31 protein-coding genes and 1 tRNA gene are annotated in these 25,956 nt (G+C 51.7%); 13 read left to right on the top strand and 19 right to left on the bottom strand.

All coding sequences use genetic code 11. From position 1 onward, the window contains the following. Positions 1–5 precede the first annotated feature (5 nt). Both ACXJJC_RS00400 and ACXJJC_RS00395 read left to right on the top strand, forming a co-directional pair. Positions 6–554, top strand: a complete 549-nt coding sequence (locus ACXJJC_RS00400) for an NUDIX hydrolase (protein ID WP_456368483.1) — start codon at positions 6–8, stop codon at positions 552–554. Between the two features lie 50 nt (positions 555–604). Continuing rightward, the gene (locus ACXJJC_RS00395; protein WP_456368482.1) at positions 605–1,546 is read left to right on the top strand and encodes an FtsZ/tubulin family protein; all 942 of its coding nucleotides are present in this window, start codon (positions 605–607) and stop codon (positions 1,544–1,546) included. On the opposite strand, the gene map is transcribed toward ACXJJC_RS00395, so the two are convergent. Both map and ACXJJC_RS00385 read right to left on the bottom strand, forming a co-directional pair. Further along, entirely contained in the window at positions 1,536–2,393 is an 858-nt protein-coding gene (gene map, locus ACXJJC_RS00390; protein ID WP_456368481.1) for a type II methionyl aminopeptidase, read from the bottom strand. The two genes, ACXJJC_RS00395 and map, sit on opposite strands and share 11 nt — an antisense overlap. Beyond that, positions 2,390–3,496, bottom strand: coding sequence for a M24 family metallopeptidase (locus tag ACXJJC_RS00385; RefSeq protein ID WP_456368480.1), 1,107 nt, complete (start codon positions 3,494–3,496; stop codon positions 2,390–2,392). Before ACXJJC_RS00385 ends, map begins: the two co-directional genes overlap by 4 nt. Positions 3,497–3,679: 183 nt before the next feature. Here ACXJJC_RS00385 and ACXJJC_RS00380 point away from each other — a divergent pair. Continuing rightward, positions 3,680–3,753: transfer RNA gene (locus ACXJJC_RS00380), tRNA-Lys, on the top strand. Positions 3,754–3,857: 104 nt separating this feature from the next. Here the strand turns inward: ACXJJC_RS00380 and ACXJJC_RS00375 are convergent. After that, a complete protein-coding gene (locus ACXJJC_RS00375) occupies positions 3,858–4,286 on the bottom strand; it encodes a hypothetical protein (RefSeq protein WP_456368479.1) in 429 nt (142 codons plus the stop codon). A 72-nt stretch (positions 4,287–4,358) separates the two neighbouring features. Next, positions 4,359–4,718 (bottom strand): CAP domain-containing protein, encoded by a 360-nt coding sequence (locus ACXJJC_RS00370; protein WP_456368478.1) that lies wholly within the window; start codon positions 4,716–4,718, stop codon positions 4,359–4,361. A 691-nt stretch (positions 4,719–5,409) separates the two neighbouring features. Here ACXJJC_RS00370 and ACXJJC_RS00365 point away from each other — a divergent pair. Genes ACXJJC_RS00365 through mqnC form a run of 6 tightly spaced genes read left to right on the top strand, consistent with a single transcriptional unit; the run spans position 5,410 to position 10,145 of the window. Then, complete coding sequence (locus ACXJJC_RS00365; RefSeq protein ID WP_456368477.1) at positions 5,410–5,862, top strand: NOB1 family endonuclease; 453 nt, start codon at positions 5,410–5,412, stop codon at positions 5,860–5,862. Then, on the top strand, positions 5,859–6,449 hold the full coding sequence (locus ACXJJC_RS00360; protein WP_456368476.1) for an orotate phosphoribosyltransferase-like protein: 591 nt from the start codon (positions 5,859–5,861) through the stop codon (positions 6,447–6,449). The genes ACXJJC_RS00365 and ACXJJC_RS00360 overlap by 4 nt, the downstream gene beginning before the upstream one ends. A gap of 2 nt (positions 6,450–6,451) precedes the next feature. Further along, positions 6,452–7,375: an S-layer glycoprotein N-glycosyltransferase AglJ gene (gene aglJ / locus ACXJJC_RS00355; RefSeq protein ID WP_456368475.1), complete on the top strand. Its 924-nt coding sequence runs from the start codon at positions 6,452–6,454 to the stop codon at positions 7,373–7,375. Beyond that, a complete protein-coding gene (locus ACXJJC_RS00350) occupies positions 7,356–8,363 on the top strand; it encodes a radical SAM protein (protein ID WP_456368474.1) in 1,008 nt (335 codons plus the stop codon). The genes aglJ and ACXJJC_RS00350 overlap by 20 nt, the downstream gene beginning before the upstream one ends. Beyond that, positions 8,360–9,103 (top strand): menaquinone biosynthetic enzyme MqnA/MqnD family protein, encoded by a 744-nt coding sequence (locus tag ACXJJC_RS00345; protein WP_456368473.1) that lies wholly within the window; start codon positions 8,360–8,362, stop codon positions 9,101–9,103. The genes ACXJJC_RS00350 and ACXJJC_RS00345 overlap by 4 nt, the downstream gene beginning before the upstream one ends. After that, positions 9,084–10,145, top strand: a complete 1,062-nt coding sequence (gene mqnC, locus ACXJJC_RS00340; protein ID WP_456368472.1) for a cyclic dehypoxanthinyl futalosine synthase — start codon at positions 9,084–9,086, stop codon at positions 10,143–10,145. Before ACXJJC_RS00345 ends, mqnC begins: the two co-directional genes overlap by 20 nt. Here the strand turns inward: mqnC and ACXJJC_RS00335 are convergent. Together ACXJJC_RS00335 and ACXJJC_RS00330 are read right to left on the bottom strand one after the other, a co-directional pair. Then, positions 10,139–11,248: a cation:proton antiporter gene (locus tag ACXJJC_RS00335; protein WP_456368471.1), complete on the bottom strand. Its 1,110-nt coding sequence runs from the start codon at positions 11,246–11,248 to the stop codon at positions 10,139–10,141. The genes mqnC and ACXJJC_RS00335 overlap by 7 nt on opposite strands. 1 nt (position 11,249) lies before the next feature. Beyond that, on the bottom strand, positions 11,250–11,732 hold the full coding sequence (locus ACXJJC_RS00330) for a cation:proton antiporter regulatory subunit (protein ID WP_456368470.1): 483 nt from the start codon (positions 11,730–11,732) through the stop codon (positions 11,250–11,252). A gap of 77 nt (positions 11,733–11,809) precedes the next feature. On the opposite strand from ACXJJC_RS00330, the gene ACXJJC_RS00325 reads away from it, so the two are divergent. After that, the gene (locus ACXJJC_RS00325) at positions 11,810–12,610 is read left to right on the top strand and encodes an HAD-IIA family hydrolase (RefSeq protein ID WP_456368469.1); all 801 of its coding nucleotides are present in this window, start codon (positions 11,810–11,812) and stop codon (positions 12,608–12,610) included. On the opposite strand, the gene ACXJJC_RS00320 is transcribed toward ACXJJC_RS00325, so the two are convergent. The 12 genes from ACXJJC_RS00320 to ACXJJC_RS00265 all read right to left on the bottom strand — a co-directional run bounded on the left by ACXJJC_RS00320 (position 12,586) and on the right by ACXJJC_RS00265 (position 23,018). Further along, positions 12,586–13,350: an Mrp/NBP35 family ATP-binding protein gene (locus ACXJJC_RS00320; protein ID WP_456368468.1), complete on the bottom strand. Its 765-nt coding sequence runs from the start codon at positions 13,348–13,350 to the stop codon at positions 12,586–12,588. The genes ACXJJC_RS00325 and ACXJJC_RS00320 overlap by 25 nt on opposite strands. A gap of 77 nt (positions 13,351–13,427) precedes the next feature. Next, a complete protein-coding gene (locus ACXJJC_RS00315) occupies positions 13,428–13,973 on the bottom strand; it encodes a KH domain-containing protein (RefSeq protein WP_456368467.1) in 546 nt (181 codons plus the stop codon). A 1-nt stretch (position 13,974) separates the two neighbouring features. Further along, entirely contained in the window at positions 13,975–14,760 is a 786-nt protein-coding gene (locus tag ACXJJC_RS00310) for a serine protein kinase RIO (RefSeq protein ID WP_456368466.1), read from the bottom strand. Position 14,761: 1 nt separating this feature from the next. Then, entirely contained in the window at positions 14,762–15,055 is a 294-nt protein-coding gene (eif1A, locus tag ACXJJC_RS00305) for a translation initiation factor eIF-1A (protein ID WP_456368465.1), read from the bottom strand. A 1-nt stretch (position 15,056) separates the two neighbouring features. Further along, positions 15,057–16,031, bottom strand: a complete 975-nt coding sequence (locus ACXJJC_RS00300; RefSeq protein WP_456368464.1) for a tyrosine--tRNA ligase — start codon at positions 16,029–16,031, stop codon at positions 15,057–15,059. Positions 16,032–16,081: 50 nt separating this feature from the next. Further along, positions 16,082–17,113 (bottom strand): DNA repair and recombination protein RadA, encoded by a 1,032-nt coding sequence (gene radA, locus ACXJJC_RS00295; RefSeq protein WP_456368463.1) that lies wholly within the window; start codon positions 17,111–17,113, stop codon positions 16,082–16,084. Positions 17,114–17,188: 75 nt separating this feature from the next. After that, positions 17,189–17,653: an Lrp/AsnC family transcriptional regulator gene (locus ACXJJC_RS00290; protein ID WP_456368462.1), complete on the bottom strand. Its 465-nt coding sequence runs from the start codon at positions 17,651–17,653 to the stop codon at positions 17,189–17,191. Between the two features lie 19 nt (positions 17,654–17,672). Next, complete coding sequence (locus ACXJJC_RS00285) at positions 17,673–19,094, bottom strand: sodium:solute symporter family transporter (RefSeq protein ID WP_456368461.1); 1,422 nt, start codon at positions 19,092–19,094, stop codon at positions 17,673–17,675. Between the two features lie 93 nt (positions 19,095–19,187). Beyond that, a complete protein-coding gene (locus ACXJJC_RS00280) occupies positions 19,188–20,444 on the bottom strand; it encodes a phenylacetate--CoA ligase family protein (RefSeq protein WP_456368460.1) in 1,257 nt (418 codons plus the stop codon). 68 nt (positions 20,445–20,512) lie between these two features. Next, positions 20,513–21,385, bottom strand: a complete 873-nt coding sequence (locus ACXJJC_RS00275) for a radical SAM protein (RefSeq protein ID WP_456368459.1) — start codon at positions 21,383–21,385, stop codon at positions 20,513–20,515. A gap of 26 nt (positions 21,386–21,411) precedes the next feature. Next, the gene (locus tag ACXJJC_RS00270; protein ID WP_456368458.1) at positions 21,412–21,804 is read right to left on the bottom strand and encodes a hypothetical protein; all 393 of its coding nucleotides are present in this window, start codon (positions 21,802–21,804) and stop codon (positions 21,412–21,414) included. Next, a complete protein-coding gene (locus tag ACXJJC_RS00265; RefSeq protein WP_456368457.1) occupies positions 21,801–23,018 on the bottom strand; it encodes an adenosylhomocysteinase in 1,218 nt (405 codons plus the stop codon). Before ACXJJC_RS00265 ends, ACXJJC_RS00270 begins: the two co-directional genes overlap by 4 nt. Positions 23,019–23,119: 101 nt before the next feature. Here ACXJJC_RS00265 and ACXJJC_RS00260 point away from each other — a divergent pair, with 101 nt between their 5' ends. Then, positions 23,120–24,001: a prohibitin family protein gene (locus ACXJJC_RS00260; RefSeq protein ID WP_456368456.1), complete on the top strand. Its 882-nt coding sequence runs from the start codon at positions 23,120–23,122 to the stop codon at positions 23,999–24,001. A 39-nt stretch (positions 24,002–24,040) separates the two neighbouring features. Here the strand turns inward: ACXJJC_RS00260 and ACXJJC_RS00255 are convergent, their stop codons facing one another. Beyond that, positions 24,041–24,244: a histone family protein gene (locus ACXJJC_RS00255; protein WP_048092726.1), complete on the bottom strand. Its 204-nt coding sequence runs from the start codon at positions 24,242–24,244 to the stop codon at positions 24,041–24,043. A 328-nt stretch (positions 24,245–24,572) separates the two neighbouring features. Here ACXJJC_RS00255 and ACXJJC_RS00250 point away from each other — a divergent pair, with 328 nt between their 5' ends. Both ACXJJC_RS00250 and ACXJJC_RS00245 read left to right on the top strand, forming a co-directional pair. After that, on the top strand, positions 24,573–25,091 hold the full coding sequence (locus ACXJJC_RS00250; protein ID WP_456368455.1) for a nitroreductase family protein: 519 nt from the start codon (positions 24,573–24,575) through the stop codon (positions 25,089–25,091). Further along, positions 25,085–25,849, top strand: coding sequence for an SAM hydrolase/SAM-dependent halogenase family protein (locus ACXJJC_RS00245; protein WP_456368454.1), 765 nt, complete (start codon positions 25,085–25,087; stop codon positions 25,847–25,849). The genes ACXJJC_RS00250 and ACXJJC_RS00245 overlap by 7 nt, the downstream gene beginning before the upstream one ends. Positions 25,850–25,956 lie beyond the last annotated feature (107 nt).

Raw genomic sequence — 25,956 nt, 5'->3', positions numbered from 1 at the left:
AACCGGTGAGATGGCAGGAGAAGTTCGTTGAGGTTCTGGACTCAACGCTCGGATACATCAGGAACGAAAGAATTGCGGCAGTCCTCGTACCGATCGTAATTTCAGACGAGCCCGAGATTGTGATGATAAAGAGGAAGAAAAACCTCAGCAGAAGTGCGGGCCACATAGCATTTCCGGGCGGTATGAGGGACGAGGAGGAAACTCCTCTTGAAACTGCGTTGAGGGAGACCGAAGAGGAAATAGGAGTCCCAGCCGATAGTGTTGAGGTTCTTGGTTTTCTCACGCCAAAGGAGGTGGTCGAGCACAGGATAAAGATTCATCCGGTTGTGGGAGTAATATTCTCCAAGGAGTTTGTGAGAAACGACTATGAGGTGGACAGGATACTCGTTGACAGTCTCGAATTTGTGCTCAGGTCGAGAAGGGTGGCAGACTGGGGTCCGAACTTTGAGTGCGCGGGTGAGCTCGTGTGGGGAGCGTCGAGCAGAATAATCGACGACCTTTACATGCGGATACTCTCGAGGTTCGGGAGCATAGACGCCTTTTTCAGGACGTGAACGCGATCCTTGGAAAGTAATTTAAATAACCGCTCCAAGTTTTTGAGGAAATGAAGCTCCTGACGATTGGAACAGGAAGGGCGAGCAGAATAGCGGATCTATTCGCGAGTAAGGGTGCGAGGGTCAACAACGTCAACCTGTTCAAGACTTTTGCAATCGTTCAGTCGATAGAGTCCCTCAAGAGCCTGAGGCACGTTGAGGACAAGCACAGGTTTTACGCGGTCTACAGAGATGGCGATGTGGATATCAGGAGCGCGTTCAACAACATCCTTTCGTTTAACGAGCTTTTCGAAGCTTCTTTAGTGCTGTGCGACCTCCAGGACGACTTTTCCTACTACACCACCTTGAAAATCTCGGAGGAGCTTTACAGGACAACCGAGGAACCAAAACTCTGTCTGGCCCTCTCACCACCTCTCGAAAACGCTGCAAACGTTAATTTGACATTCATGCGGATAAAGTCTCTCCTGAACTCGTATGACGGTCTGTTTCTCTTCGAGATGCGGGATGGGTTCGAGGACATGCTCGTGAAAGCGTTCAACGTCCTCTCTCTCGTAGGTGAGATCGACGTGCGAAAGAGGGTCAGCGGAGAGGTTGTGGTTGACACGAGTGACTTTCTCAACTCTCTCTCCGGAGATGGCGTTACTGTCGTTGCGTTCAGCAGAGAAGTGCTGCCCCTGAAAATCCTCAGGAGGCTGAAGAGGAGGAGCTACAGTGAGACGGTGGCGGAGAGAACCGAGAGAATGGTCAGGATGTTTGACTCATCCCTGAGCAACACCAGTGCGAGGGGTGAACTGAGCTCGGCGAGGAAGGCGCTGATAGTCTTCTCCGGAGACCCGGATGAGATAACAATGGACGGAATTTTCGAGTGCATCAAGGCGGTTGAGAGGATGAACCCGGAGATGCTCGTGCGGTACGGAGACTACCCAGTGCCAAACGCGAGGGAGCTCAACATCGTGACGCTCTTTTCAGGGATAAAAAAGTTCAGGTTATGATCTCTGCCCCATCCTCTCTCACAACTATAGTGTGCTCGGCCTGACTCACGAGACCTCCCCTCACCTCGGTCAGCACCGGATATGCCCTCAGTATATTCTCCCTGACGAGCTTCGAGATTATTATCTCTCTCGGGTTTGAGAGCCACCTCTTTGCGAAGGGCAGCGTCCTGTATTTTTCCACTTCTGCAAGCAGCTCTCTGGCCATCTTCATCCTCACGGGCCTGGCCGAAATCACCGAGTATATCTCCACCTCCCTCCTGTCCGCGACCTTTCCGGCTCCGTTGGTTATGAACGGCTCGATGGCGAACACCATCCCCTCCTCTATCCGAACGCCCTTTTCGATGCAGTAGTTGTATATCGTCGGCGGTGCGTGTGCAACGTAGGGCATAAATCCGTGACCGGTCAGGTTGTACACGGGTCTGAGGCTGAACTCCTTTGCCGTGTTTTCTATTGCCTCTCCGATCTCCGCAGTGGTTGTTCCCGGCTCAATCACCTCTATTGCTCTCTTGAGGGCGAGGTTGGCACACTCCACAAGCTCTCTGTTGTCCCCCAGATCCACCGTAACAGCGGTGTCGGCGATGTAACCGTCGATGTGTGCTCCGATGTCTATCTTGACGAGGTCCCCTTCCCTGAAAACCCTTTCATCGTTCTTTGACGGAGTGCAGTGGGCAGCATCTGCGTTGAGTGATATGTTGCATGGGAACGCCGGCTGAGCGCCGAGCTCAACAATCCTGCTCTCAACGTATTCCGCGATCTCCAGCATCTTCACCCCTGGCTTTACGAGCTTCAGTACCTCCTCTTTAACCTGTCTCAGGATCTTTCCCGCCTCAACGTGCTTCTCTATCATGGTACCAGCCTCACACGATCATCATACCTTGTGAGAACATCACACCCGTCTTTTCTCACGACCACGGTGTCCTCCACCCTGACACCTCCCACATCCTCATAGTACAGCCCGGGCTCGATGGTTATAACCATTCCCGCTTTCAGCACCTCTCCTCCCTCGTAAACCCTCGGCTTCTCGTGCACCTCGAGCCCAACACCATGCCCCGTTGAGTGGATGAACCCCTCCCTCGCCTTCTGTCTCAGCGTTGAATACCCGTAAGACTCGAGCACGTCACATACCTCGCTGTGCACGTCTCCAGCAGACACGCCCTCTCTGATCATGCCGATCGCCCTGTTTTTCGCGTCTATGCAGGCCTCGAGCATCTCCTCAATCTCTCTGGATTCGTCCATTATGACCGTTCTTGTGAAGTCGGAGTAGTATCCCGTAACCCTGCTCTTCGGAAACAGGTCGAATATAACGTGCCCCGTGACCCCACCCTCTCCCGTGTAGTGGGGGTCGGCACTTCTCTTTCCGCTTGCGATGATCGTGTCCTCGGCGTAGTACCCTCTGCTGTACAGGAAACCCTCAACCTTGGTCCTCAGAGCATTAGCGTCCCTCTCACTCCTCAGAGCTCTGAGAAAGTATTCGAACGCCTCGAGGATCATTCTGCTCGTCTCTGCTATGTATTCCACCTCTCTTCTGGTCTTCACGGCCCTCATCTCGGAGTACGGGTTCTCTACCACCGCCACGTCCAGGTGCTCTGCGAGCTTCTCGTACAGAAAAGCTGGAAACTCCTCCGGAACGAGGATTTTTCTTGCATGATGGGTTTTGAGCAACTCGACGTACGTTTCGGCAAGGGCAACCTTGGGCTTCACACCATCCCTTATCTTCTCGTAGTAGCCGAGGTCGTTTAGGGATGCGATCTCCCTGACCCTGCTCTCCCTCTCTGCTCTTCTCTTCTCCATTTCATGGACCACCAGCAACTCCGTCCCATCGTCACCGATCATGTAGAACGCGGGATCGGGAATTCTGAACCTTGTGGCATAGTAAAAGTTCGGGTCCCTTGAGCTTGCGTACATCACGAAAAACTGAGCGTCACTTCTCTGCAGCAGGGTCTGAATCATGGTCTGGATTTACGCGGCGATGTTATAAATCTTTGGTGATTCCGCTATCTCCATGTCCTGACGGCAGATTGACCTTTTTCGCCTTTCATCAGCTTCAAACACCTTCTGAAGCATTCTGGATGCCTGTCTCAACAGAGCATCACCAAAAAATTGATAAACAGGGTAATGTGCTTTAAGGGTTGAGGGCCGGTAGCTTAGCCAGGCAGAGCACGGGACTCTTAATCCCGGTGTCGGGGGTTCAAATCCCCTCCGGCCCGTCACTTGTGTGTTTGAAGTGGAAGCTAATGGGTGTTTATCCAATTTTAAAAATTCTATGTGTCTGGCTTCGAGACTGGATGTAATATGAGATGCTGAAATTTGGTTAGGACTGAACAAAGACAGTATATTCAAGAACTGTCCAGTAATTATCGCGCTCAGGGTCGAAAGGATGCTTAAGTCCACTTTTATTCTCTGCCCATATCACCACTGTATAGAAACCGGGGCCTTTAATTGGTCTTATTTTAAAGGAGATATCAAACTTTTGACCAGCTATGGTCCATTTTAAAGGCCTCCACGTCTCAACATCTTCGTAATAGGCTCGTCCCGGGACTACGCCAGCAATGGGGTCTCCTATGTCATAACTGTGCCTCTTATTGAATTCCTCTCTGGGTGGCGGATGATAATACACCATGACTCCTTCAAACTTCAGATCCTGGTTTAACTTCCCAGAAGCTGAAAACACCATATTGTCCACTTTGGGGACTTTAGTCCATTCTACATACTTTTTTGTCATGTGCAGAACCAATACCATTCTATTCGAGTCCCAAGCAACACCGATATCGACGTAATTGTTGCTAGGATCTAGGAGAGAATCTCTATGTCCTCAGTCGGACAACGCATCGGCATAAATCATACTCTTAACGCTTTTTACAGCGTAGTCGGGCACATCATTCGGATACAAGAACCCTCCAACAATTCGATATTCGCCACAATTTTCTTCCATTGCATAAACTCCTCCTTTCTGGGTGTAATAATAGAATGGAGGGTATCCTTCAGGATCGTAATGGCTAAAATAATCTCGCTTGATCATATCCTCTGCCCTAAATTGGGCAATTCCAGTGCTTATCAGCTTAACCGCTGGTAAATCTTTTTTCGTTCTCTCTTTATTAAGGTATTCAAGAACTGCATGGATTGTCTCATTCGTTATCTCCTCTCTTGATGGTGTTCTGATAACCTTTTGCAAAGTCTGATTTACACTTTTTTTTTGGCTTTATTTAACTCTTCCTTTACGTTCTCTACGACCTCGGTTTGTGTTGTATTGGGCAAAATTCCATCCAAGTCTAGGCTCCTTACCAAATCACATCTCAGCCAGCCTCTGCAACACCTTCTTTTCTCTAAATCCCAGAGCAACAACCACGCCAACCAGAAGGACATTAACAGCTACGAACTTGTAAGAGGATAGCATCGTGTGGTCATGTGAACTTTTGAGTCCTGATGGTATTGTGAGCTTGAGATACATTTTAAATCACAGATCTGACAGGCTTGAACTCTTTCAATCCCCCGGAAATCAATCGGCTGGTAATTTGAGGTTCGTATCACCATCTCACCCCTGTTCGGATTCTATGACCAGAATAGTCATCGAATAGCTCAGCATCCTGTTCAGCCCGCCAGCATCAAAATTGCTTTTGGGCTTGTATGTTCCGCCACGTGACTATTTGCTTGGATACGTGGTCTCACATCGTGGATTGCAGGACCGAACTTCTCTAACGACGATGTTCATCCCGGAATACTTTTCAAGTGGCTTTGCAGTATGTTGGGAACCTGCTTGCCCGGATGCCAGCCCCCTTAAAGCCTGTCCCAGTTTTTTGCAGCACGTTCTCGAAAGGTGATGGCTCAGTTAACAATTTAATCTCACTCCTGCAAACGTGGAGGTGATGTATGTGCTTGACACGTCGGCAATACTTCTCAGAAAGGCCGTGTTTGAGGACATGGTGACAGTTCCGGAGGTAATTGACGAGGTAAAGGATGACCTGTCCAGGCTTTACCTCGAGGTCATCGATCTGAGGGTTGAGCCTGCGAGAGATGAGTTCGTGAGGAGGGTTGTGGAGGCCGCTGAGAGTACGGGTGACGTGTACAAGCTGAGCGAAACTGATGTTCGGGTTCTGGCAAAGGCTCTCGAGTACGGAGCGGTGGTCGTTACGGACGACTATGCTGTTCAGAATGTGGCGAGGATTCTGGGGCTGAGAACTGAGAATATTCTCCAGCAGGGCATCAAAAAAGAATTTAAATGGATTCGTGTATGTAGGGGTTGTGGCAGGAAAACCCGCAACGAAATCTGCGAGGTTTGCGGGAGTGAAACGAGGCTGAAAAGGGTGGTGAAAAAATGAGCAAAATTGACGATCTCATGGAGAGGGCGAGGCAGCTTAAGGAAAAAGGTCTGACCACCGGCGAGATTGCGGACGAGCTTAACGTATCAAGGGAGACGGCGCTGTGGCTCCTCACCAAGGCAAAAACTGAGAGGCCGCCCTCCGACGTTTATGTGGAACTCAGGAGCATATCGTCATCATCTCTCAGGCTCAGGGGAATGGCGAGAATTCTCGCCGACATGGTTATAGAGCATGGCGACCCCGATGTTATTGTCGGCGTCGCAACTTCCGGAATACCTGTGGCGACCATGGTTGCCGAGGAGCTCGGTTGTGAGCTTGCGATCTACTACCCGAGGAAGCTCAAGTGGGATGGAGAGGAGAGCCACGTCAGGGGAACGTTCAGCGAGAACTTCGCCAGCGTATCGGGAAAGGCCTGCGTGATCGTGGACGACATAATCACCACGGGAAACACCGTTATGGAGGTTGCAGAGAGCATAAAGAAGAGGGGTGGAAACGTTATAGCTTCGGCAGTTCTCGTCGACAAGCGCAGCCAGGATGATATCGGCGGAATCCCGGTTCTGAGTGTTTTAAGGGTCTTCAGGCTGTGAGGATGAGGGTAAGGATTCTGATTCCAGCTCTTAACGAGGAAGAAAGCATAGGCGAGGTAATCGAGGGCTTCAGGAAGCTTGGCTACGACAGGATTCTGGTAATCGACGGCCACAGCACCGACAGAACAAGGGAGATTGCGAGAGAAAAGGGAGCGGAGGTCGTGGTTCAGAGTGGTAAGGGAAAGGGGCAGGCAGTCAGGGAGGCATTCGGACTGATCGATGACGATGTCGTGGTGATGATTGACGCTGACGGAACGTATATGCCGGAGGACGTTGAGAGCCTGCTCGAGCCCATAAGGAGGGGCGTCGCTGACCATGTTGTCGGAAACAGACTCGTGAACTTCGAAAAGGGAGCGTTCACGAGGCTCAATTTGATTGGGAACAAGATCATAAACTTCATATTTCGCTTTTTCTATGGAGTCGAACTTCACGACATTCTGTCTGGGTACAGAGCACTCACGAGAGAGGTTTACAAGAGTGTCGAACTTCAGAAGAGTGGATTTGAGGTTGAGACCGAGCTGACCGTTGAAACGATAGCCAACGGATTCAGGATGCTTGAAGTACCGGTGAGGTACAGAAGGCGTTCTGGGAGGACGAAGCTCAGACCGTTTGCGGATGGATACAGAATAGTGTCCACCATTTACAGCCTGCTTGGAAGGTACAGTCCGGGAAGGTACTTCTACTTTCTCGGTATGCTGATGCTGATTCTCGGTTTCGTTGGCGGCGTCTACGTCGTGTACGAGTGGTTCAGACGAGTGTCTCACTTCCTGCTTGTGAACCTGGTTTCCATGCTGATTGTGTCCGGCCTGCTCATAATCGCGGTTGGTCTTTTAAGCGACTCCCTCTTCAGAATAAACGTCCAGCTAAAGAGGGAGCTCAGAGAGATTCGCAGGAGGTTAGAGAGCATTGAACGTAAAAGAGATTGAGGAGCTGTTTCACAGGGACCTGCACGAGCTTGGAGCTGAGGCAGATCAGCTCAACGGAAGGGTGGCGACGTTTACGGTCAACAAGCACATAAACTACACAAACGTCTGCGTGTCGAGATGCCCGATCTGCGCGTATTACAGAACCTCCGGCTACACCATGAGCGTTGAAGAGGTCGTGGAGTCGGCAGTTCGAGCCGTGAGGCTCGGTGCGAGGGAGCTTCACATAGTCGGAAGTCACAACCCGGAACTGGGTGTTGAGTATTTTGAGGAGATATTCAGGAGGATACGTGAGAGAGTTGGGGAGGGCGTTGCTATAAAAGCCCTTACCGCGACCGAGGTGAGCTTTTACTCGAAAAAAGAGAAAATGAGTGTGAGGGAATTTCTCTCGAGGCTCAGTGATGCTGGACTGGACATGATGCCCGGGGGTGGGGCTGAGATACTGGTCGAGAGGGTCAGGAGAAAGATCTCACCTTACAAGGCCGACTCGAGAGAGTGGCTTAGGGTCATGGAGATTGCCCACAGCCTCGGAATCAGGAGCAACGCCACCATGCTGTTCGGTCACATCGAGTCCTACAGGGACAGGGCCATACACCTCTACAGGCTCAGAAAGCTGCAGGAAAAGACGGGAGGTTTTCTGTCCTTTATTCCCCTCGTTTTTCACCCCGAGAACACGTCACTCAGTGAGGTCAGAAGAACATCTCCCCAGGATGTTCTGAAAACAATCGCAGTCTCAAGGATAGCCCTTTCCAACTTCAGGGGAATAAAGGCGTACTGGGTAATGCTTGGAGAAAAGCTCGCACAGATCGCGCTGAACTACGGTGCGAACGATGTTGACGGCACGGTCATGGGCGAAAGGATCGCCCACTCTGCAGGAGCGAAAACTCCGGCTGAGCTGGCGAAGGAAAGGCTGATAGGGCTGATAAGGGACGCGGGCAAGGTGCCTGCGGAAAGGGACGCTTACTTCAACACTCTGGAGGTAATCGAATGAGGATCGGCAAGTTCGGACTCGTCAATAACTTCCTTCCGTACTATCACCTCGAGAAGTCCGGGAAGTATGAGATAGTGGAGGACTCTCCGAAAAATCTGGCAAAAATGCTTTCGGAGGGCCGGATAGACTACGCTCCAGTCCCATCGTTCTTTTACCTCAGGAATGCAGAGAAACTCGCGAGACACTCGTTCTGCGTCGCATCTGACGGCGAGGTTTTCAGCGTGGTGGTGGTCTCGCGCAGAAAGAGACTTGACGACTCTCCCATAGCCGTAACCTCGAAATCGATCACGTCATCTGCAATGCTCGAGATAATCAGGAGAGAGAAGGGGCTGATAAACCGTCTCGTCCCCTTTGAAGGTGATTTCTTCCAGATGCTCAGCAGCTTTGACCACGCCCTCGTGATAGGGGACGAGGCGATAAAGGCGAGAATGGTTTTCAGGGTGGTAATGGACATCGGGGAGGAGTGGAAGGAAATAACCGGCTTACCTGCAGTTTTTGGCATAGCTGCGTCTCCCAGAAACGTGGATGAGACGAGCGTGGCAGATAGAGACCTGCTCGAGTCCTACAGAAAGGGGATCCAGAGTCTGGATGAGATAGTGGAGATTGCGAGCATGAAGTTCAGGATGCCGGCAGAGTTTCTCAGGGTCTACTTTTCGAGGCTGATTCACCGTGCGGGGGGTAAAGAGCTTAAAAGTCTTGAGGTTTTTGAGGAGCTGAGCCATGAGTACGGACTACTTTGAGAAGAATTTGAGCGGTGAGGACCTCACGTTCAGAGAAGCTATGGAGCTGTTCGGACTTTCACTTCCAGAGGTTGGTGGAGTTGCAGACAGGATACGAAAGGCCAAATGTGGCGACGAGGTTGGCTTTGTCATAGACAGGAACATAAACTACACAAACGTCTGCGTATCTAAGTGCAAGTTCTGTGCGTTCTACGCACGGAGGAAGGAAGATGGATACCTGCTGAGCCACGAAGAAGTTCTGAGGAAGGTTGAAGAGGCTGTAAAACTTGGGGCGACCCAGATAATGCTTCAGGGCGGCATAAATCCGGAGCTCGGTATGGAGTGGTTTGAGGAGCTCTTCAGGAAGATAAAGTCCAGGTTCAGTGTCGATGTGCACAGCTTGTCCCCGCCCGAGATCGTCTACCTTGCAAAAAAGGAGAGAGTCAGCGTGAAGGAGGTAATCTCGAGGCTGAAAGAAGCTGGACTCGACTCGATTCCGGGTGGTGGTGCGGAAATTCTCTCTGACGAGGTGAGGATGAGGATAAGCAGCAAGGGAAGCAGTGATGACTGGCTGAAGGTCATGGAAGCTGCTCACAATCTGGGAATGAAAACCACGGCGACAATGATGTTCGGACACGTGGAGGAGGACAGACACATCGTCGAGCACCTGTTCAAGATAAGGGATCTGCAGAGCAGGACGGGTGGTTTCACGGCATTCATACCGTGGAGCTTTCAGCCGGGCAACACGGAGCTTTACGACAGGGTCAGGCATCCCGCTCCACCAGAAAGGTACCTTCGGATAGTTGCGGTTTCGAGGATAGTTCTTCACAACATCAGGAACATCCAGGTTTCGTGGCTCACCCAGGGAATGGAGATCGCAACCCTCGCTCTCAGCTTCGGGGCCAACGATTTCGGAGGGGTAATGCTGGAAGAAAATGTCGTTCGGGCGACGGGTAAGCCATTCACACCTGCGAGGGTTGAGGAGATCGTGGAGCGCATCAGATCGGCAGGGAGGATACCGGTGAGGAGGGACACTTACTACAACGTTCTGGAGCGCTACTGATCTCTTCTGCCGGTGACGGCTCTTTCTATCCACTCCGATATCGCCAAGGAGTGCTTGGACATCCAGGCTCCCGCTATGGACGTTATGATGACCATCGTGGTGATTGCGGACACTATCCCCTCGTCACCGAAAGCAAACGCCAGAAACACCGAGAATTCCCCCCTCGCTATGGTGTCGATTCCTATTTCTATTCCGGACCTCCAGGACCCGAACACCCTGATTCCGGTCAGAATTCCAGAGGTCACCTTCCCCACGACTGCCAGGAAAGCGAGAATGACTCCGAGAAGGAGCGAGTCTCCTCTGATCTCTGCGGTTATGCCAAAGAAGAAAAAGAACAGTATCCGAAACACGTCCTTGAACGGCAGAATTATCTCCTCGACCCTCCTTATTCCGGAGAGCATCATTCCGAACATGAGGGCCGCGTAGGCTGCGGGAATGTGGAAGAACTCCTCGAACGCAATTCCGAGCATGGCAATGGAGAATGCGAGGAGGGCGGGTACCTCATCATCCCTGCTGAAGACTCCGCTTGCCAGTTTTGGCATGTAATTTGAGAGAAGGTAGGTTGCGGCCGTGAACGCCCCGAGCTTTACGGCGAACGCAAGCAGCGTTGACGTGTCGAGGCTGTTGAGAATTATGAGCACGGCTATAACTATGTCCTCGAAGACCATTATCCAAACGACGGTCTCGGCCTCCCTCATTATCAGCTTCCTGTTTTCTATGAGTGACTGGATCACTATGGCCGAGCTGGAGATGTATAGCGCGGACGCGAGTAGAAAGGACTGCTGAAACGAAAATCCCGCGAGCATGGCGAATGTGAATGTGAGCGAGAAGTTCACGACGAAGTCGTAGGTGCCAGCGGAGATTATCGTTTTCCTCTTCTCCGATATCTCCTTCGGGTTTATGTGGAGGCCAATGTAAAACAGCAGGAATATCACACCGATCTCGGCGATGCTCCTCGAGACCTCGTCGCCCCTGATTACGCCCATGCCGGAGCTGCCGAGCAGAATTCCGCCGAGTATGTAGGCTGGTATTGCCGGAAAAGAGATCTTCTTAGCTGTTAAAGCGAGAAGAGAGCAGATTACTCCTGCCAGGACGAGATCCATGCTAAATCCCCAGAATTTCTTCCTCGAACCTCTTTATCTGGTCCTTATCTCCTATGACGACTATCATATCCCCCTCCTCGAATATGAAGTGTGGTGGTGGGCTGAGAATGGTGTTCCCCTTTCTCGAGACCGCGACTATGTTTACGCCGGTTCTCTTCCTTATTGCCAGCTCCTCGATAGTTTTCCCGGCAAGGTTCTTTCCCACGGTGTACGTGTGCATCGCAACTGTGAGGTCAGGAATGCCCATGAAGTCCACCTCTATGCTCTCCTTTTCCTTCTCCACGGGGGCACCTGAGAGTATGGTGGCAAGCCTCTTCGCCTCCGTGTCAGTCAACTCCACGGAACACGGCTTCTCGCACGTTTTTTCCTGAATGTAAAGCTGAACCCTTCGGTTGAGTAAGAATATGACCGCGATTCTATCTCCATCGGCAGTTTCGAGCTCGTACTTCGTGCCCACACCCTCCATGCCGACGAATCTGACCATAATCCTCTTCTGTGCAATTCAGTAAAAAGCCTTTCCATAAGGAAACCTTATATTTGCCGCTGAACAAAAGGGGCTCGATGGAGATTGAGGGGTTGATTCTTGACATAGACGGTGTTATATCGCGGGGGAGAAAGCCCATTGAGAGGGCCGTGGAGGGGTACAGGATCCTAAGGGATGCGGGCATCAGGGTAGTCTTCGTCTCCAACAACTCCACGAGGAGCAGGAAGATAATGTTCGAGAGGTTCGCGAGCTTCGGTATAGATGCAGAGGAAGAGGACCTGATAATAGCCACGCACGCCACCGCAGTCTACATAGCGAGGGAGTACGGGAGGTCAAGGATATACACCACGGGCGAGCCCGGACTGCAGGAGGAGCTTGTGGGTGCGGGTCACGAGCTGGTGGATTACAGGGATGCGGAGTTTCTGGTGGTCGGGTCCAACAGGGGCATAAACTTCGAGATATTCACGAAAGCTCTGAGACTTGCGCTCGACGAGAGCATAAGGTACGTTGCTGTCAATCCCGATAAGGTCTTTCCTGCTGAAGATGGCCCCATACCGGGAACAGGGCTCATAATCGGTGCCCTCTACTGGATGACCGGCAGGATGCCTGACGCAACTGTCGGAAAGCCGTCCAGGATAATCATGGAGCAGGCCATCGAGAGGCTGGGAGTGGACAGGAGGAAAGTTGCGATAGTTGGCGATCAGGTTGACGTGGATGTGCTGGCGGGGAAGAATGCAGGGATAAAGACGATTCTCGTTCTGTCGGGAGTAACTGACGAGTCGAATTACAGGAAAAAGGTTGAGGAAGCAGGCGTGGAGCCAGACTACGTTTTCTCAGACCTATACGAGGTGGCTCAGAGGCTCACGTCCTCGAAGTAATCCTTTTCATAGCTCTCTATCTCTCCCATGTCGGAGAGCTCTGCAAGCTCCGGGTCTATCGGTATCTCTGCCAGGACCTTCAGCCCGTACCTGTCGGCCAGCTTCTTTGCCTTCTCACGCCCGAAGATGTACGACACCTCTCCGCAGTGGGGGCAGCGGAAGTAACTCATGTTCTCAACGATTCCCGTGACGTCCGTGTTCATCATCTTGGCCATGTTCAATGCCTTCTCCACGATAACTGCGGTAAGCTCCGTTGGTGAGGCCACCATCACAACCCCGTCGAGCTTCACGGTCTGCATGAGTGTCAGGGGCGCGTCCCCCGTCCCTGGAGGAAGGTCAAACAGCAGGTAATCGAGCTCACCCCAGTCCGTCTTTCCGAGCAGGTCCTTCATCACACCCGTAATCATCGGCCCCCTCCATATCACAGGTGTGGACGAGTCGGGGAGCAGGAACTGTATCGAGAGGACCTTTATTCCGTACTTCCTGGTTACGGGAGGCTCAATTCCCTTATCCGTGAAGCCAACGTTTGCAGAGTCGAGCCCAAACAGCTTGGGTATGCTCGGACCGAGAAAGTCCGTGTCGAGGATTGCCACGCTCTTTCCCTTCCTTGCGAGGTGGATCGCGAGAAGCGCCGTAACTGTGGACTTTCCAACTCCACCCTTCCCACTCATAACTGCGATCTTCTTCCTGACCTGACTCAGTCTCTCAACAATTTCCTGATCGCTGACGGTCTGGTGCATAAGAACAGCTCTGTGTTTTGAATAAATATTCCTTACGCGGTCATGTGGTGGCTGGCATTATTCACAAAAAACAGCTTTCAGATCGCGTGCCAGTCCATGCTGTGCATCTCTATCTCTCTCTTCTTTCTTTCCATGAATCTCTGAACTGTTGAATGCTGTGCACCGTCTATGAGCATCATTATGGCCTCTCTCGCGGCTGATACGTTCTCCACGTTTCCTATTATCGAGACAAACTTGTCGTAAACTGAAACGTGAACATTCAGAGTCTCCTCTATTTGCTTCCTCATCTTCCCTTCCTTGCCGATAATCCTGCCCTTAATCCTCTCCATTGCCTTGGGCGACACGTACTGGCTCAGGTCTATGCTCTCGAGAATCGTGAAGTCATCGTCGAGAACTCTCATCGCGACATCCGGGTTGAATCCCCTCGCGATGGCGTTCACGACATCCCTTGCCTTGAGGAACCCGACGGCGTCATCACCCCTTGTAATGGAAACGACGCCATTTTTGCTGTCAATCCTTATTCTGCAACCCGTCCTCTCCTCAATTTTTTTCCTGACCTCTCCTTCCTTTCCTATAAGAACTCCGACCCTGTCCGGGGGAATTCTGATTTCCACGGTTTCCACATCAACCACCCCTTATTTCGTGGAGCACGTCCTCCACCCTCTCCCTAACGCCGAACTTCGAGAAGAACCTGAGAATGTTTTTCACGTCTCTTTCCAGATATTCTGGGGCCATTGGATGGTCTGTCAGTACGGACTGCCCCATGTCGATGAAGAATGGCTCGTCGCCCCTTAGCACTATGTTGTACTCGCTGAGGTCGGCGTGAACGAGCTCCGCTTTTCGATACAGCCGGACGAGGTTCTCCTTGGTTTTCATGTAAAGCTCCTCGACGTCAGCGACATCGGGCAGCTCTCTCTTCAGCTCGAACAGAGTTGGGTACGGTTTTTCGTCCTCTCCGAGGAACTCCATCAGGAGCACATTTTTCAGGTAGTCGTACGGTTCGGGGACATTGACTCCTGCTGAGTGTGCCCTTTCGAGGTTTCTGAACTCCTTCTCCACCCAGATGAAAATCAGCTCCTTCCTCGATATTCGCCTCATGTCGAACCTCTTGTCTCCGAAGAGGTACTCGTCCATCTTGAAGAACTCCGTGGTCTCTGTCCGGTATATCTTCACTGCAAGGGGTCTGTCCTCTCCGTTCACCTTCCCATCCGCATAAAACACGTTCGCCTCCTTCCCCGTGCTCACAACTCCTCCGAGAGCCTGAATGTACCCCTTGGCCGAGAGCTTGTACAGAACTTTCAGCGTCCTTTCGTCAAATACCTCCGCGTATATCTTCCTGGACTCACTGTCCTTTTCCTTTATTCTCAGCCTGTCCAGAAGGCGATCTATTCTCCCGATATCCCCCTTCATCTCAGAATTTCAGGTATCCTCTCGACTCAAGCCACTCGACCTGCGGGTTTGTGTACCTCCAGATCACGTCTGCTCTCTCGTCCTGGAACTGCCAGGGAACTATGATGACAACGTCACCCTCCCTTATCCAGATTTTTTTCCTCATCTTGCCCGGAATTCTCGCGAGCCTTTCCTTGCCGTCCTCACACCTCACCTTTATGTGGCCTGCGCCGAGCATTGACGTGACCACGGCAAACATCTCACCCTTTCTCCTGTCGGGCAGCCTGACCCTTACTACCTCCTCACCCTCACTCAAGTCACCACCCCATTTCTTTCAGCTTCTTTCTTGCATTATCGAGAAGGATGTTTAAATACCTTGCAGCGTTGAACTTCAGGTCGAGCGGGTGTATCTCTCCCTTGGCGTAGTCTCCTGCAAGCTCGTCGAAGCTCGAGTACTCCACGTCACCTCCGAACTTCTCGTCCCTCTCAATGACCACCCTGTCAAACCTCGGAAAGATGTGATATCTCATTATGTCCATCACCGGGTTGTTTTCCACCTGCTTCTCCGGACAGAAAGCTTTTTTGAGCTTTTTCTTCACGACGTTCTCGTCGTCCCTCACGGATATGTAATTGCCCTTTGAGGAGCTCATCTTCTCCCCGTCGAGACCGAGGAGAATGGGCGTGTGCATGCATACCGGGACGTCGTATCCGAGTTTTGGCAGGTTTTCGCGGGCCAGCATGTGGATTTTTCTCTGATCCATCCCGCCTACTGCCACGTTAACGCCGAGGTGAGCTATATCGAGCGCCTGCATCAGGGGATAGATCATCTGGGAAACCATGGGGTCCTCCCTCCTCCTGCTCACCTCATCCATGCTCCTCCTCGCCCTGTTCATTGTTGTAATCCTGGCCATCTTCAGAACATCCAGCACGTAATCTCTCTCAAGCTGGTACTCACTGCCGAGGACGAACTTTGCCCTGCTTTCGTCGAGCCCGAGGGCTATGAAGGCTGCTCTGTTGTACTCTGCCGTTTTCCTTATCTCTTCAAAGCTCCCCTTCTCATTCAGATAAGCGTGAACGTCGGCAAGAAGAACGACAACCTCGAAACCTATCTCCTGCAGGTCCATGAGCTTGTTGACCGTCATCATGTGGCCGAGGTGGATCTCGCCGCTCGGTTCGTAGCCGACGTATGCCCTAAGCTTTTCCCCGCTCTCGAGCAGGGCCCTGAGTTCTTCGATGGTCACGACTTCCTCGACGTTTCTCGTCGCGCGCGTTAGCCTCTCCTCAATGTCCATGGAGGATTGTGGGTGGAGCTATTTTTAAGATTAATGCAAAAAGTTTGGAGTTACTTGTCCTCCACGCCCCTCTCGGTGACTCTGAAAATTGCCTCGCTTTCCGGAAGGTGCGGGGAGTCTATCAGCCTCGCAACTCTCAGCTCGCCCTTGCTCTTCCTGAGGTACACTCTGAAGGTTGCGGTATGGGCGACGATGTGCCCTCCGACGGGCTTTGTCGGGTCTCCGAAGAACTGATCCGGCTTTGCCATGACCTGGTTGGTGACAACAATCGCGGCGTTGAACACCTCTCCAAACCTGAGTAGGTCGTGGAGGTGCTTGTTCAGCTTCTGCTGCCTGTCCGCGAGCGTACCCCTGCCGACGTACTCTGCCCTGAAGTGCGCCGTCAGAGAGTCTACAACGAGCAGCCTCACATTTATTCCATCCTTTTTCAGCTTGTTCGCGAGCTCCTTTGCGTTGTCAACGAGAAGCATCTGGTGGTTTGAGTTGTATGCCTGAGCGACGTAAATGTTCTTCAGAACCTTATCGGGGTCGAGTCCCTTGGCCTCGGCCATCTGTATTATTCTTTCTGGCCTGAACGTCCCTTCGGTGTCTATAACTATCACCGCACCCTCAAGCCCTCCCTTGTCTTTTGGCAGCTGGACGTTGACGGCGAGCTGGTGACATATCTGGGTTTTACCGCTTCCGAACTCACCAAAAAGCTCGGTTATCGCCTGGGTTTCGACTCCCCCTCCGAGGAGGTCGTCGAGGGCTTTGCTGCCCGTGGTTATCTTCCCTATCTTCTTCCGCCTCTCGTAAACGACATCTCCAGTCTCGAACCCGCCAACGTTGGCGAGCTTTCTCGCCGCGTCGATTATCTTGAATGCTGTCGACTCTCCTATCTCAGCGACGCTGCTCAGCTCCTGCGGAGAAGCAACGGCTATAGCTTCTATGCTGTAATATCCTGCGGCTCTGAGCTTCTCCGCGGTTGCAGGGCCAACATGGGGCAGGTCTTCAATGTCGAGCACCCTCTCCTGGACCTCGCCTGCCTGCTCCACCTTGGCGTCACTGACATCCTCCTTTTTCTCTTCCCTCTTCTTTGCCATTGGTGATAGCATGGGATGCACACTTTAATATGTTTTGCCTGCCACAAATGTAAGGAGAAAATTCTGTGTGTAAACTCAGTCTATCAGCTCGCTGAGGTCAATCATGTGAGTCTCCTTAACAACATTCAGAACGAGCATCGTGTACGTTTTCTCAACGAATTCCAGTTTACCTATGTTTTTGACGAACTCGTTGAGGCTGTCTCTGTCTCTGAACTTGGAAACAGCTATGACGTCGAACTCACCTGTTACATCGTACACGGCAGTCACGTTCGGCATCTGGGCGAGGAGCCTCTCAACCTCAACTACCTTTCCACCCTTGGCGGTAATTCCTATCACTGCTATCAGGTCGTATCCGAGTTTGGAGTAGTTTATGACCGGGATGAATCTCTCAATCACGCCAAGCTTCTTCAGCTTGTTTATTCTGTTGTATATCGTCGCTTCAGTTACTCCCAGCTTCTCCGCAATCTCCCTGAGGCTTTTTCTCGCGTCTTCCTGCAGTTCTGAAAGAATTTTTAGATCCATCTTGTCGATCTTTTCCATTGCTTAAAATAAAACGGAGTTATTTAAAAAATTTTTCAAATGCTGCAAAAACGAGTACCGATGCCGCGAGTCCCGGAACCACCGGGTATATCCAGTAAACCCTGTAAAAGAGCAGGTACCATCCCACTGAAACTGAAAGGGCGGCGATCATTGAAGCGAGCACGCTCTTCCCTGATGGGTTCCCGTAAAGTACTGCTATGAGCGGCACCAAGAATACGGACGTTATCACAGAAAAGCTCACACCGACTATCGCCACTATCACGTCAGGCGGACTGGCGGCGACTGCGAGCGGTACGGCTGCGAAGAGCACCACGAGCACCCTTGTGAGAGCTACGCTGTCGGAACGCACCACATCTCTCGCGAATGAAGTGGCCATCATGTGCAGGAGGGAGTTTATCGTGGACATCGCAGCGGCGATTATCGCGGTGAGCAGGAGCGCGTTGATTCCCTCCGGGAGCACCCTCATCGCTATGAACGGTACCACCAGGTCAACGTCCTTCAGGTACTTGACGGGATCGTCGTACTTGGGAATTATCAGCCATCCGAATGGACCGATGCTGAACACGCAGATCGCGAATATTCCTATTATCAGCGGCGTGAGCAGCATGCCTCTCCTTATGACTTCCCTGTCGCGCGCGGCGACGAACCTCACTATCAGCTGCGGAGATGAGAGCTGGGCTATGCTTATCGCAAATGTCAGGCTCAGAATGAACGGGAGAACGAGGCCAGCCTTCATCACTGGCGGCGGACCGAGCTTCCCAACTTCGAACAGCATCTCTCCACTCCCTGCGAATATCTTTGTGTTTGCGAGCTGTTCTAAAGCCTGAAATCCTCCGAGGAAGTATATGAGTGAGGCGAACAGGAGTATTCCCCCGAAGAATGTCAGCATTCCCTGTATGAGGTCCGTGTACACCACCGCCCTGAATCCACCTATGGACGTGTACACCATCACGATTGCCGCTGTGATCAGCAGTCCCTCCCTGTAAGACATTCCCATCATCACCTGCAGTAGGTTTCCCGCACCCTTGTAGATGGAGACCATGTAGAACGCGAAGAAGAAGATTATGACCGCGGAAGCCAATACCTGAACGCTCCTGCCGAACCTCGCTCCAAAAATCTCCGGGATTGTCAGAGCACCGGTTCTGTCTGCCAGCTCCTTTAGCCTCGGTGCGATCAGCACCCATGCAAGTATGGCGAATAGCACGTGGAAGAATGTGAGAAGTGCTGACCACTGGAATCCTGCAAGAAAACCGAACCCACCACCACCGAGAAATGCCGAGGTGCTGAAGTAGGTCGCGAAGAAAGAAAAGCTGACGAGCGTGGCACTCAGCTTTTTCCCTGCGAGGTAGTAGTCCAGCAACCCCTTTGACCTTCTGTACTCCGCGATCCCTATCAGCAGCATCAGGATTATGTATGTTGCGAATACTGCCTGGATGATCATATCTCTACCTTCCTGTATGCTATAATCACTCCCGCGACCATCATGACGACGCTCATAACGTACAGAGCCGCTATAACACCCACACAAATCACCTCACGCTCTGAAAAGGCGTCTCGCCTTTCCCTCAAATCTCTCGATCTCTCCCGGTTTGGCAGCCCTTATCTTCGGATGTATCCCGACGAACTCCGCGAGGTCTTTGGAAATGTTCCTGACGAGTTTCTCGTCGCCCTCGTAAACTATCTCCATCGACCCGTTGGAAAGCACGATCTTGTAGTGTCTCACGCCGTACTCTGCGAGTATGCTCTCAACGTCGGACGGGTAGAACTTCGCTCCCTTGTAGATTATCATGTCGTCCGTCCTTCCGCGAATCCTTCTGATGGTGACGTGCTCTATTCCACACTCGCACTTTTCCCTGCTCTCAATTCTGCTTATCTCTCCGCTTCTGTATCTTACGAGAGGCATCCCCTCCCTGTTGAGTGCGGTGTAAACCACCTCCCCTTCCTCCCCGTCCTCAAGTACCTCACCCGTCTCGGGATCTATTATCTCCACGATGTAGTTGTCCTCCCACATGTGCAGACCGTTCCTCTCGGGGCACTCAAATCCGACAGTTCCCACACCACCCATCTCAGTCAGTCCGGGGATGTCGTATGCCCTCGCGGAGAATATCCTCTCTACCTGCTTTCTCATCTCCTCGCTCCACGGCTCGGCTCCGAGGATCAGCTTCTCGACACTGAGCTCACTCACGTCCACCCCCATCTCCTCGGCAACTTCCGCTATTCTTATTGGGTAGCTCGCAGTTCCTGCAAGAACCGTGGTTCCGAAGTCTCTCATGAATCTGACCTGATTTCTGGTGTTTCCTGGACCTATGGGGATTACGAAGGCGTTTATCGCGTCAGCGGCAAAGTGAAATCCGAACCCACCGTTCCATAAGCCGAACGCAGGAGTAATCTGAATAACGTCTCTCTCCGTAATCCCAGCGAGGTAAAACGCTCTGAGCATCATTTCCTTCCACTGTTCCACGTCGTGTCTCGTGTACGGGACTATCACCGGCTGACCCGTGGTTCCCCCGGACATCTGTATTCTTACGATCCTGTCTTTTGGCACGCACACGGCTTTCAGGGGGTAACTCTCTCTCAGCTCCTGCTTGGTGGTTAGCGGAAGTCTGGAAACGTCTTCAGCGCTCTTTATGCTATCCACATCCACCCCTGCATCTCTGAACTTCCTTCTGTACAGTGGAGAGTTCTCGTAAACGTACCTGACTATCCTCCTGAACCTCCTGTTCCTGATTTCCTCGATTTCACGCCTGCTCCGGTATATGTCCTTTTTTGCATCGCTGTAAACATCGTTCATCAAAAAAGAGAGAGCACATTGAGTATATAAATCTTCCCATTTTCAGGGATTATGCCTGTTATGTGGGATTAAAGACCCCTGAGGTGTTCAGGCCTAAGAACTTCGGGGTGCTCCATGGCGTAGTCTATCAGGCTCAGCACCTCTTCTCTGTCATCTGGCAGATTCGCCTTTATGGGCAGGTAGTTCGACGCGTGATTGGCCCTGAAGACGGTTCTGTAGTTCAGATCCTCTATAACCCACCTCAGCTCCCTCAGAATCTCAAGCTGGTTGAGTTGTCTGAACTCACTCTTCTTCACCCTGATGTAGAGGGGCGTGTTTTCCACAACCATCAGGGTTAGAAACGCGGTGTACTGCGGCTGCATCTCGTTTAGCACTCTGGCCGTGTTTTTTGCGTGATCAAAGCTCTTCTCCCTCCCACCGAGTCCTGTTATTGCAGTGATGCTCAGAGTCATTCCTGCGTTTATTGCCTTTCTCCCCGCGGCTATCATCTCCCTGCTGTTTACACCCTTCCTGACTTCCCTCAGTATGCTGTCGTCGCCGCTCTCCACGCCCAAGTAAATGAGTGTCAGCCCCTCTTCCCTGATCCACCTGAGCTCGTCGGTGCTCTTTTCCAGCAGGTCCATCGGCGTTGCGTAGGCTGAAACCCTCTCGAGTGACGGAAAGAGCTTTTTCGCGTACCTGAGAATCTCTATCAGGTCCTCGGTTCTCATGCACAGGGCGTTGCCGTCAGCGAGGAATATTCTCCTAACGTCTCCGTAGTACCTCCTGAAGATCTCCATCTCTCTTTTGATTTCGCTGACGGGCTTGACCCTGAATCTCTTCATCTTGTACATACCGCAGAACGTGCACCTGTTGTGAGAACAGCCTATGGTGGCCTGAATTATGAGGCTGTTCGCCTCGCTGGGTGGTCTGAAGAGGGGCATGTCGTAAAGCTCAAACATAAATGGTTTACTGGGGCGGAGAAATATCAACCTTTTGAGTACCCAACATCTCTCAGAAACCTCTCGAGATCCTCAGGCTTTTCGAAATACAGGGTTTTTCTGACTTTCCCATCGAGATCGACCGTGAGATTCTCGAAATCCGGTTGGTATGTTACTTCATCCTTTCTGATCTTCTTTCCACCGCAGTATATGTGCTGCACATCCGTGTAGCAGTACCTCGGCTTTCTAAGTATCAGGGCGGAAAAGAACGTTACAGTTACCAGTAACGCGAGGGACGGGACGTAGAACTCCGGACCGAATCCGTACTGGAGGAATCTGTAGGCTATGAGGGCGAGACTTACGGCGTACAGCACAGCTATGGTTCTCATATACCTCTTCTTGGCGACCGGATTTCTGTAAGGTCTGTACGCCCAGATCACGTCCCCTCCCTCCAGTCGGAAAGGTACTTCTTCTGCTTTTCCGTCAGTTCGTCGATCCTGACTCCGAGGCTCTCGAGCTTAAGTCTCGCGACGAGCCTGTCGAGTTCTTCGGGCATCCTGTACACTCTGTTTTCGAGCTTCTCAGCGTTACTGGCAATGTACTCGACTGCCAGAGCCTGGTTGGAGAAGCTCATGTCCATGACTTCTATTGGATGCCCGTCTCCTGCCACGAGATTGACGAGCCTTCCGTCGGCGAGCAGGTATACTTTCTTGTTGCCGAGGTCATACTCCTTCAGGTTCGGCCTTAACTCTCTGACGCTAACTGCCATGTCTTCAAGCTCACTCACGGCGATCTCGACGTTGAAGTGACCTGCGTTCGCCAGAATTGCACCGTCCTTCATCAGCGCGAAGTGTCCTCTTGTGATGACGTCCCGGTTTCCGGTGGCGGTGACAAATATGTCTCCAATTTTGCTCGCCTCATCCATGCTCATGACCTCGAACCCGTCCATTATCGCCTCGAGAGCCCTGATCTCATCCACCTCCGTCACTATTACCTTGGCACCGAGTCCCCTGGCCCTCATCGCAATTCCCCTTCCACACCATCCGTACCCTGCGACCACCACCCTTTTTCCGGCGATGAGCGTGTTGGTGGCTCGCAGTATTCCGTCCCACGTTGACTGTCCCGTTCCGTACCTGTTGTCGAACAGGTACTTGGTATATGCGTCATTAACAGCTATCACCGGGAACTTCAGCACGCCATCCCGTTCCATCGCTCTGAGCCTGTGCACTCCTGTCGTCGTCTCCTCGCAGGCGCCGAGAATTCTGTCGGCTATGACCTTTCTCTTCTCGTGGATCATGTATATGAGGTCGGCCCCGTCGTCAATGATTATGTCTGGTTCGAATTCCAGAACGGCGTTCAGGGCGTGGTAGTACTCCTCTCTGCTCATCCCCCTCTTCGCAAAACACCTTACGCCCTCCTCTCTCAGCGCCTCTGCCACATCATCCTGAGTCGTGAGTGGATTGCACCCCGTTATAGCGACCTCCGCCCCTCCCGCGATAAGGGTCTTCACGAGAACGGCCGTTTTTGCCTCGACGTGCAGGGCCATTCCTATCTTCAGGCCTTCGAGGGGCCTCTCGCTCTCGAACCTCTCTCTGATCCTGGAGAGGACCTTCATGTTCTTCTCGGCCCACGCTATCTTCCCCTTTCCGTGCATGCACTCACTTTTTCCGGATTTATTTAAAGACTTGTCCCCGGCGCGATTCATCGTTGAGATAACAGGAAAATTTTTTATCATCAGATTCATTTTGCAAGTTCATGAATGGTGAAATTCCTGTAAAGAGGGTGAGGAGGAGGGGAAAAATTCTGGCACTTGCGTTTATACTGGGGATTTTTGTGCTTTTGGTGATCTCTTCGTCGGTTGTAGTGGTTGATCAGACCGAGGTGGGGGTCGTAAAGGTCCTCGGAAAGGTCCAGGACGAACCATTGCAGCCGGGACTGCACTTCGTCACTCCCTTCATCACCGAGGTGGTCAGGATGCCGACCTACGAGAAAACGATGGAGATGGTGGGAGAAAGGCACATAAAGGCCCTGACATCAGAGGGTTTACCGGTTTACTTCGACATGGCAGTCCAGTACAAGATAGACCCGATGAAAGCACCGGAGGTGTACTCTACTCTCAAGAACTACGAGGTCTGGATGGAAAGCAGGATAAGAGCTCACGCGAGGGACATAGTTGCGCAGTACAAGGCTGAGGACCTGTACACTGAAAAAAGAGAGTTCATTCAAAGCGATTTTGAGAAGCGGCTTGACGAGGAATTCAGACCTTACGGCATCCTCATCACGGCTGTTTTGATCAGGAATATAGACCTGCCCGAAAGCGTTGAGAAGGCAATACAGGCGAAGATAGAGGCGAAACAGGAGGCGGAGAGGATGCAGTTCATAGTGCAGAAGGAGGAGCTCGAAGCCAAGAGGAAGGAAGTTGAGGCGCAGGGCATCGCGAGGGCTAACCAGATAATAGGAGAGTCCCTAAGAAACAACCCGGAGTACGTGCAGTGGTACTACCTGCAGGTTCTCGATGAGTTTGCGAAGTCCAGCAACAACGCAGTTATTGTTGTACCGGTACCTTCCGCATTCTACCCCGGTGTCGACAGAAATGCGAGTGCCAACGTACCGCTAATACTGCCCGCCCAAAAGTGATTTTTTATTTATCTTAAAAATAAAAAATTTAAAAGAAGATTACATGCTGAGAGCAAGCTTGATGTCCTCTGCTTTTACAGTCTTTCTGTTTGCGTGCTTTGCAATCTCAACCGCCTTCTTTGCAACCTGAAGTGCGTACTCCTCGAGAACCTCAGCCATTTTCTCGACTGCATCCTCACTTACTCTCTCAGCACCGGCCTTCCTTATCAATCTGTCAATTGGTGCAAGTGGCAACTCCGCCATTTTATCACCTCAATTCTTTTTTCACTGATTGGAGGTATATAAATTTTATTCTGTTGTGAATTCTTCTCAGCACGATGGTTGGGCCTTCCGGAATAACCTGGATATTTCTGTGCATGATATCATCATGGGATAAAATTAGCATGGCACACAGGATAAGGTGGTTGAAGTCACACCTCATGCGTCATATCTCGCGAAGCCTTTTTACTGATAAGTCATGCTGATGAGGTTTCACCCTATCGGCCCGGACAATATCCGTTTGGGGTGTGGAAAAACCAACATTCTCCAGAATACTCGAAAACGTTTTAACTTTTCCGGTTTCTCTAACGACATGGAGTGTCTCGAAGCGATTTTCACGAGAAGGTCTGTGAGAAAATTTCAGAAAAAAGATGTTGATGACGAGATCATAAGGAAGCTTATCGAAGCCGGAAACGCAGCACCATCCGCGGGCAATCTTCAGGCGAGGGACTTTATCGTTGTGAGGGACGAGGAGACAAAGCTGCGCCTCGCAGTCGCATCGCTCAGGCAGATGTTCATAGCCGAGGCTCCCGTTTTGATTGTAGTCGTCGCAAACTATCCCCGGAGCATGAAGGTTTACGGAGACCGGGGAAGAATATACGCTGAACAGGACGCTGCTGCTGCGGTTCAGAACATTCTGCTTGCTGCACACTGCATGGGTCTGGCATCTGTGTGGATTGGAGCCTACGACGACGAGCAGGTCTCCGAAATTCTCGGCATCCCGAGCTATGCAAGACCTGCAGCAATACTGCCAATAGGTTATCCTGCTGAAACGCCGAGAGCGAGGAGAAGGTTTGATATTGACGAGGTAACTCACTGGGAATCATGGTGATCGCACTCCTCACGGATTTCGGGGACTACTATCCCGGGATAATGAAGGGTGTGATGAGAAAGGTCAGCGACGCGGAGGTAGTTGACATAACCCACTCAGTTTCACCGCAGAACGTGATTGAGGGGGCTTTTCTGCTTTACAACGCTTACAGGTTCTTTCCGCATGGTACAGTTTTCGTTGCTGTTGTGGATCCGGGAGTTGGGGGTAACAGGAACGCACTGGCGGTGAGGACGAGAAACTACTGGTTCGTCTGCCCAGATAACGGAATCGCATACCCCTCTCTCGTCGAAGATTCCATTGTTGAGGTTTACAGAATCAGGGATGAGGTCAGCGAAATAACCGGTGAGCTGTCCTCCACATTCCACGGCCGGGACGTATTTGCCCCCGCGGGTGCCCTTCTGCATGAGGGGAAGCTCGAGGACAGGTACTTCGAGAGGTATGATGGCCCTCTGGTGAGTCTCGATCTGTTTGATGTGGATGTGGGAGAGGGAGTGCTGAACTTCAGAGTCGTTCACGTTGACAGGTTTGGCAATGTGGTTACCAACGTGCGCAGAGAAGTTGTGGAGAAGATCTCACCTGAGGCTTTCGTATTTGAAAACCTTGAAATCCCTCTGGTTGAAAAGTACGAGGACGTGAGTAGGGGAGAGCCACTTGCGATTATAGGAAGCTTTAACACACTCGAGCTCAGCATAAGGGAGGGCAGCTTTGCATCGAAACTCGGTGTGGGGTATGGTGAGATGTCCATGAGGTGGAAGTGATGAGCGAAAGATTCGGTGACAGGGCACTCGCGAAGCTTGTGGAGTCAATAAATCGTCACCTTCCCGAGAGGAGGGTTAGCCTGAAGGCGCTGCTCGAGATGGACAGC

The organism is Geoglobus sp. (genome assembly GCF_054018175.1).
Note: the sequence above shows the minus strand (reverse complement) of the source record. Positions and strands in the feature narration are given on the sequence as shown.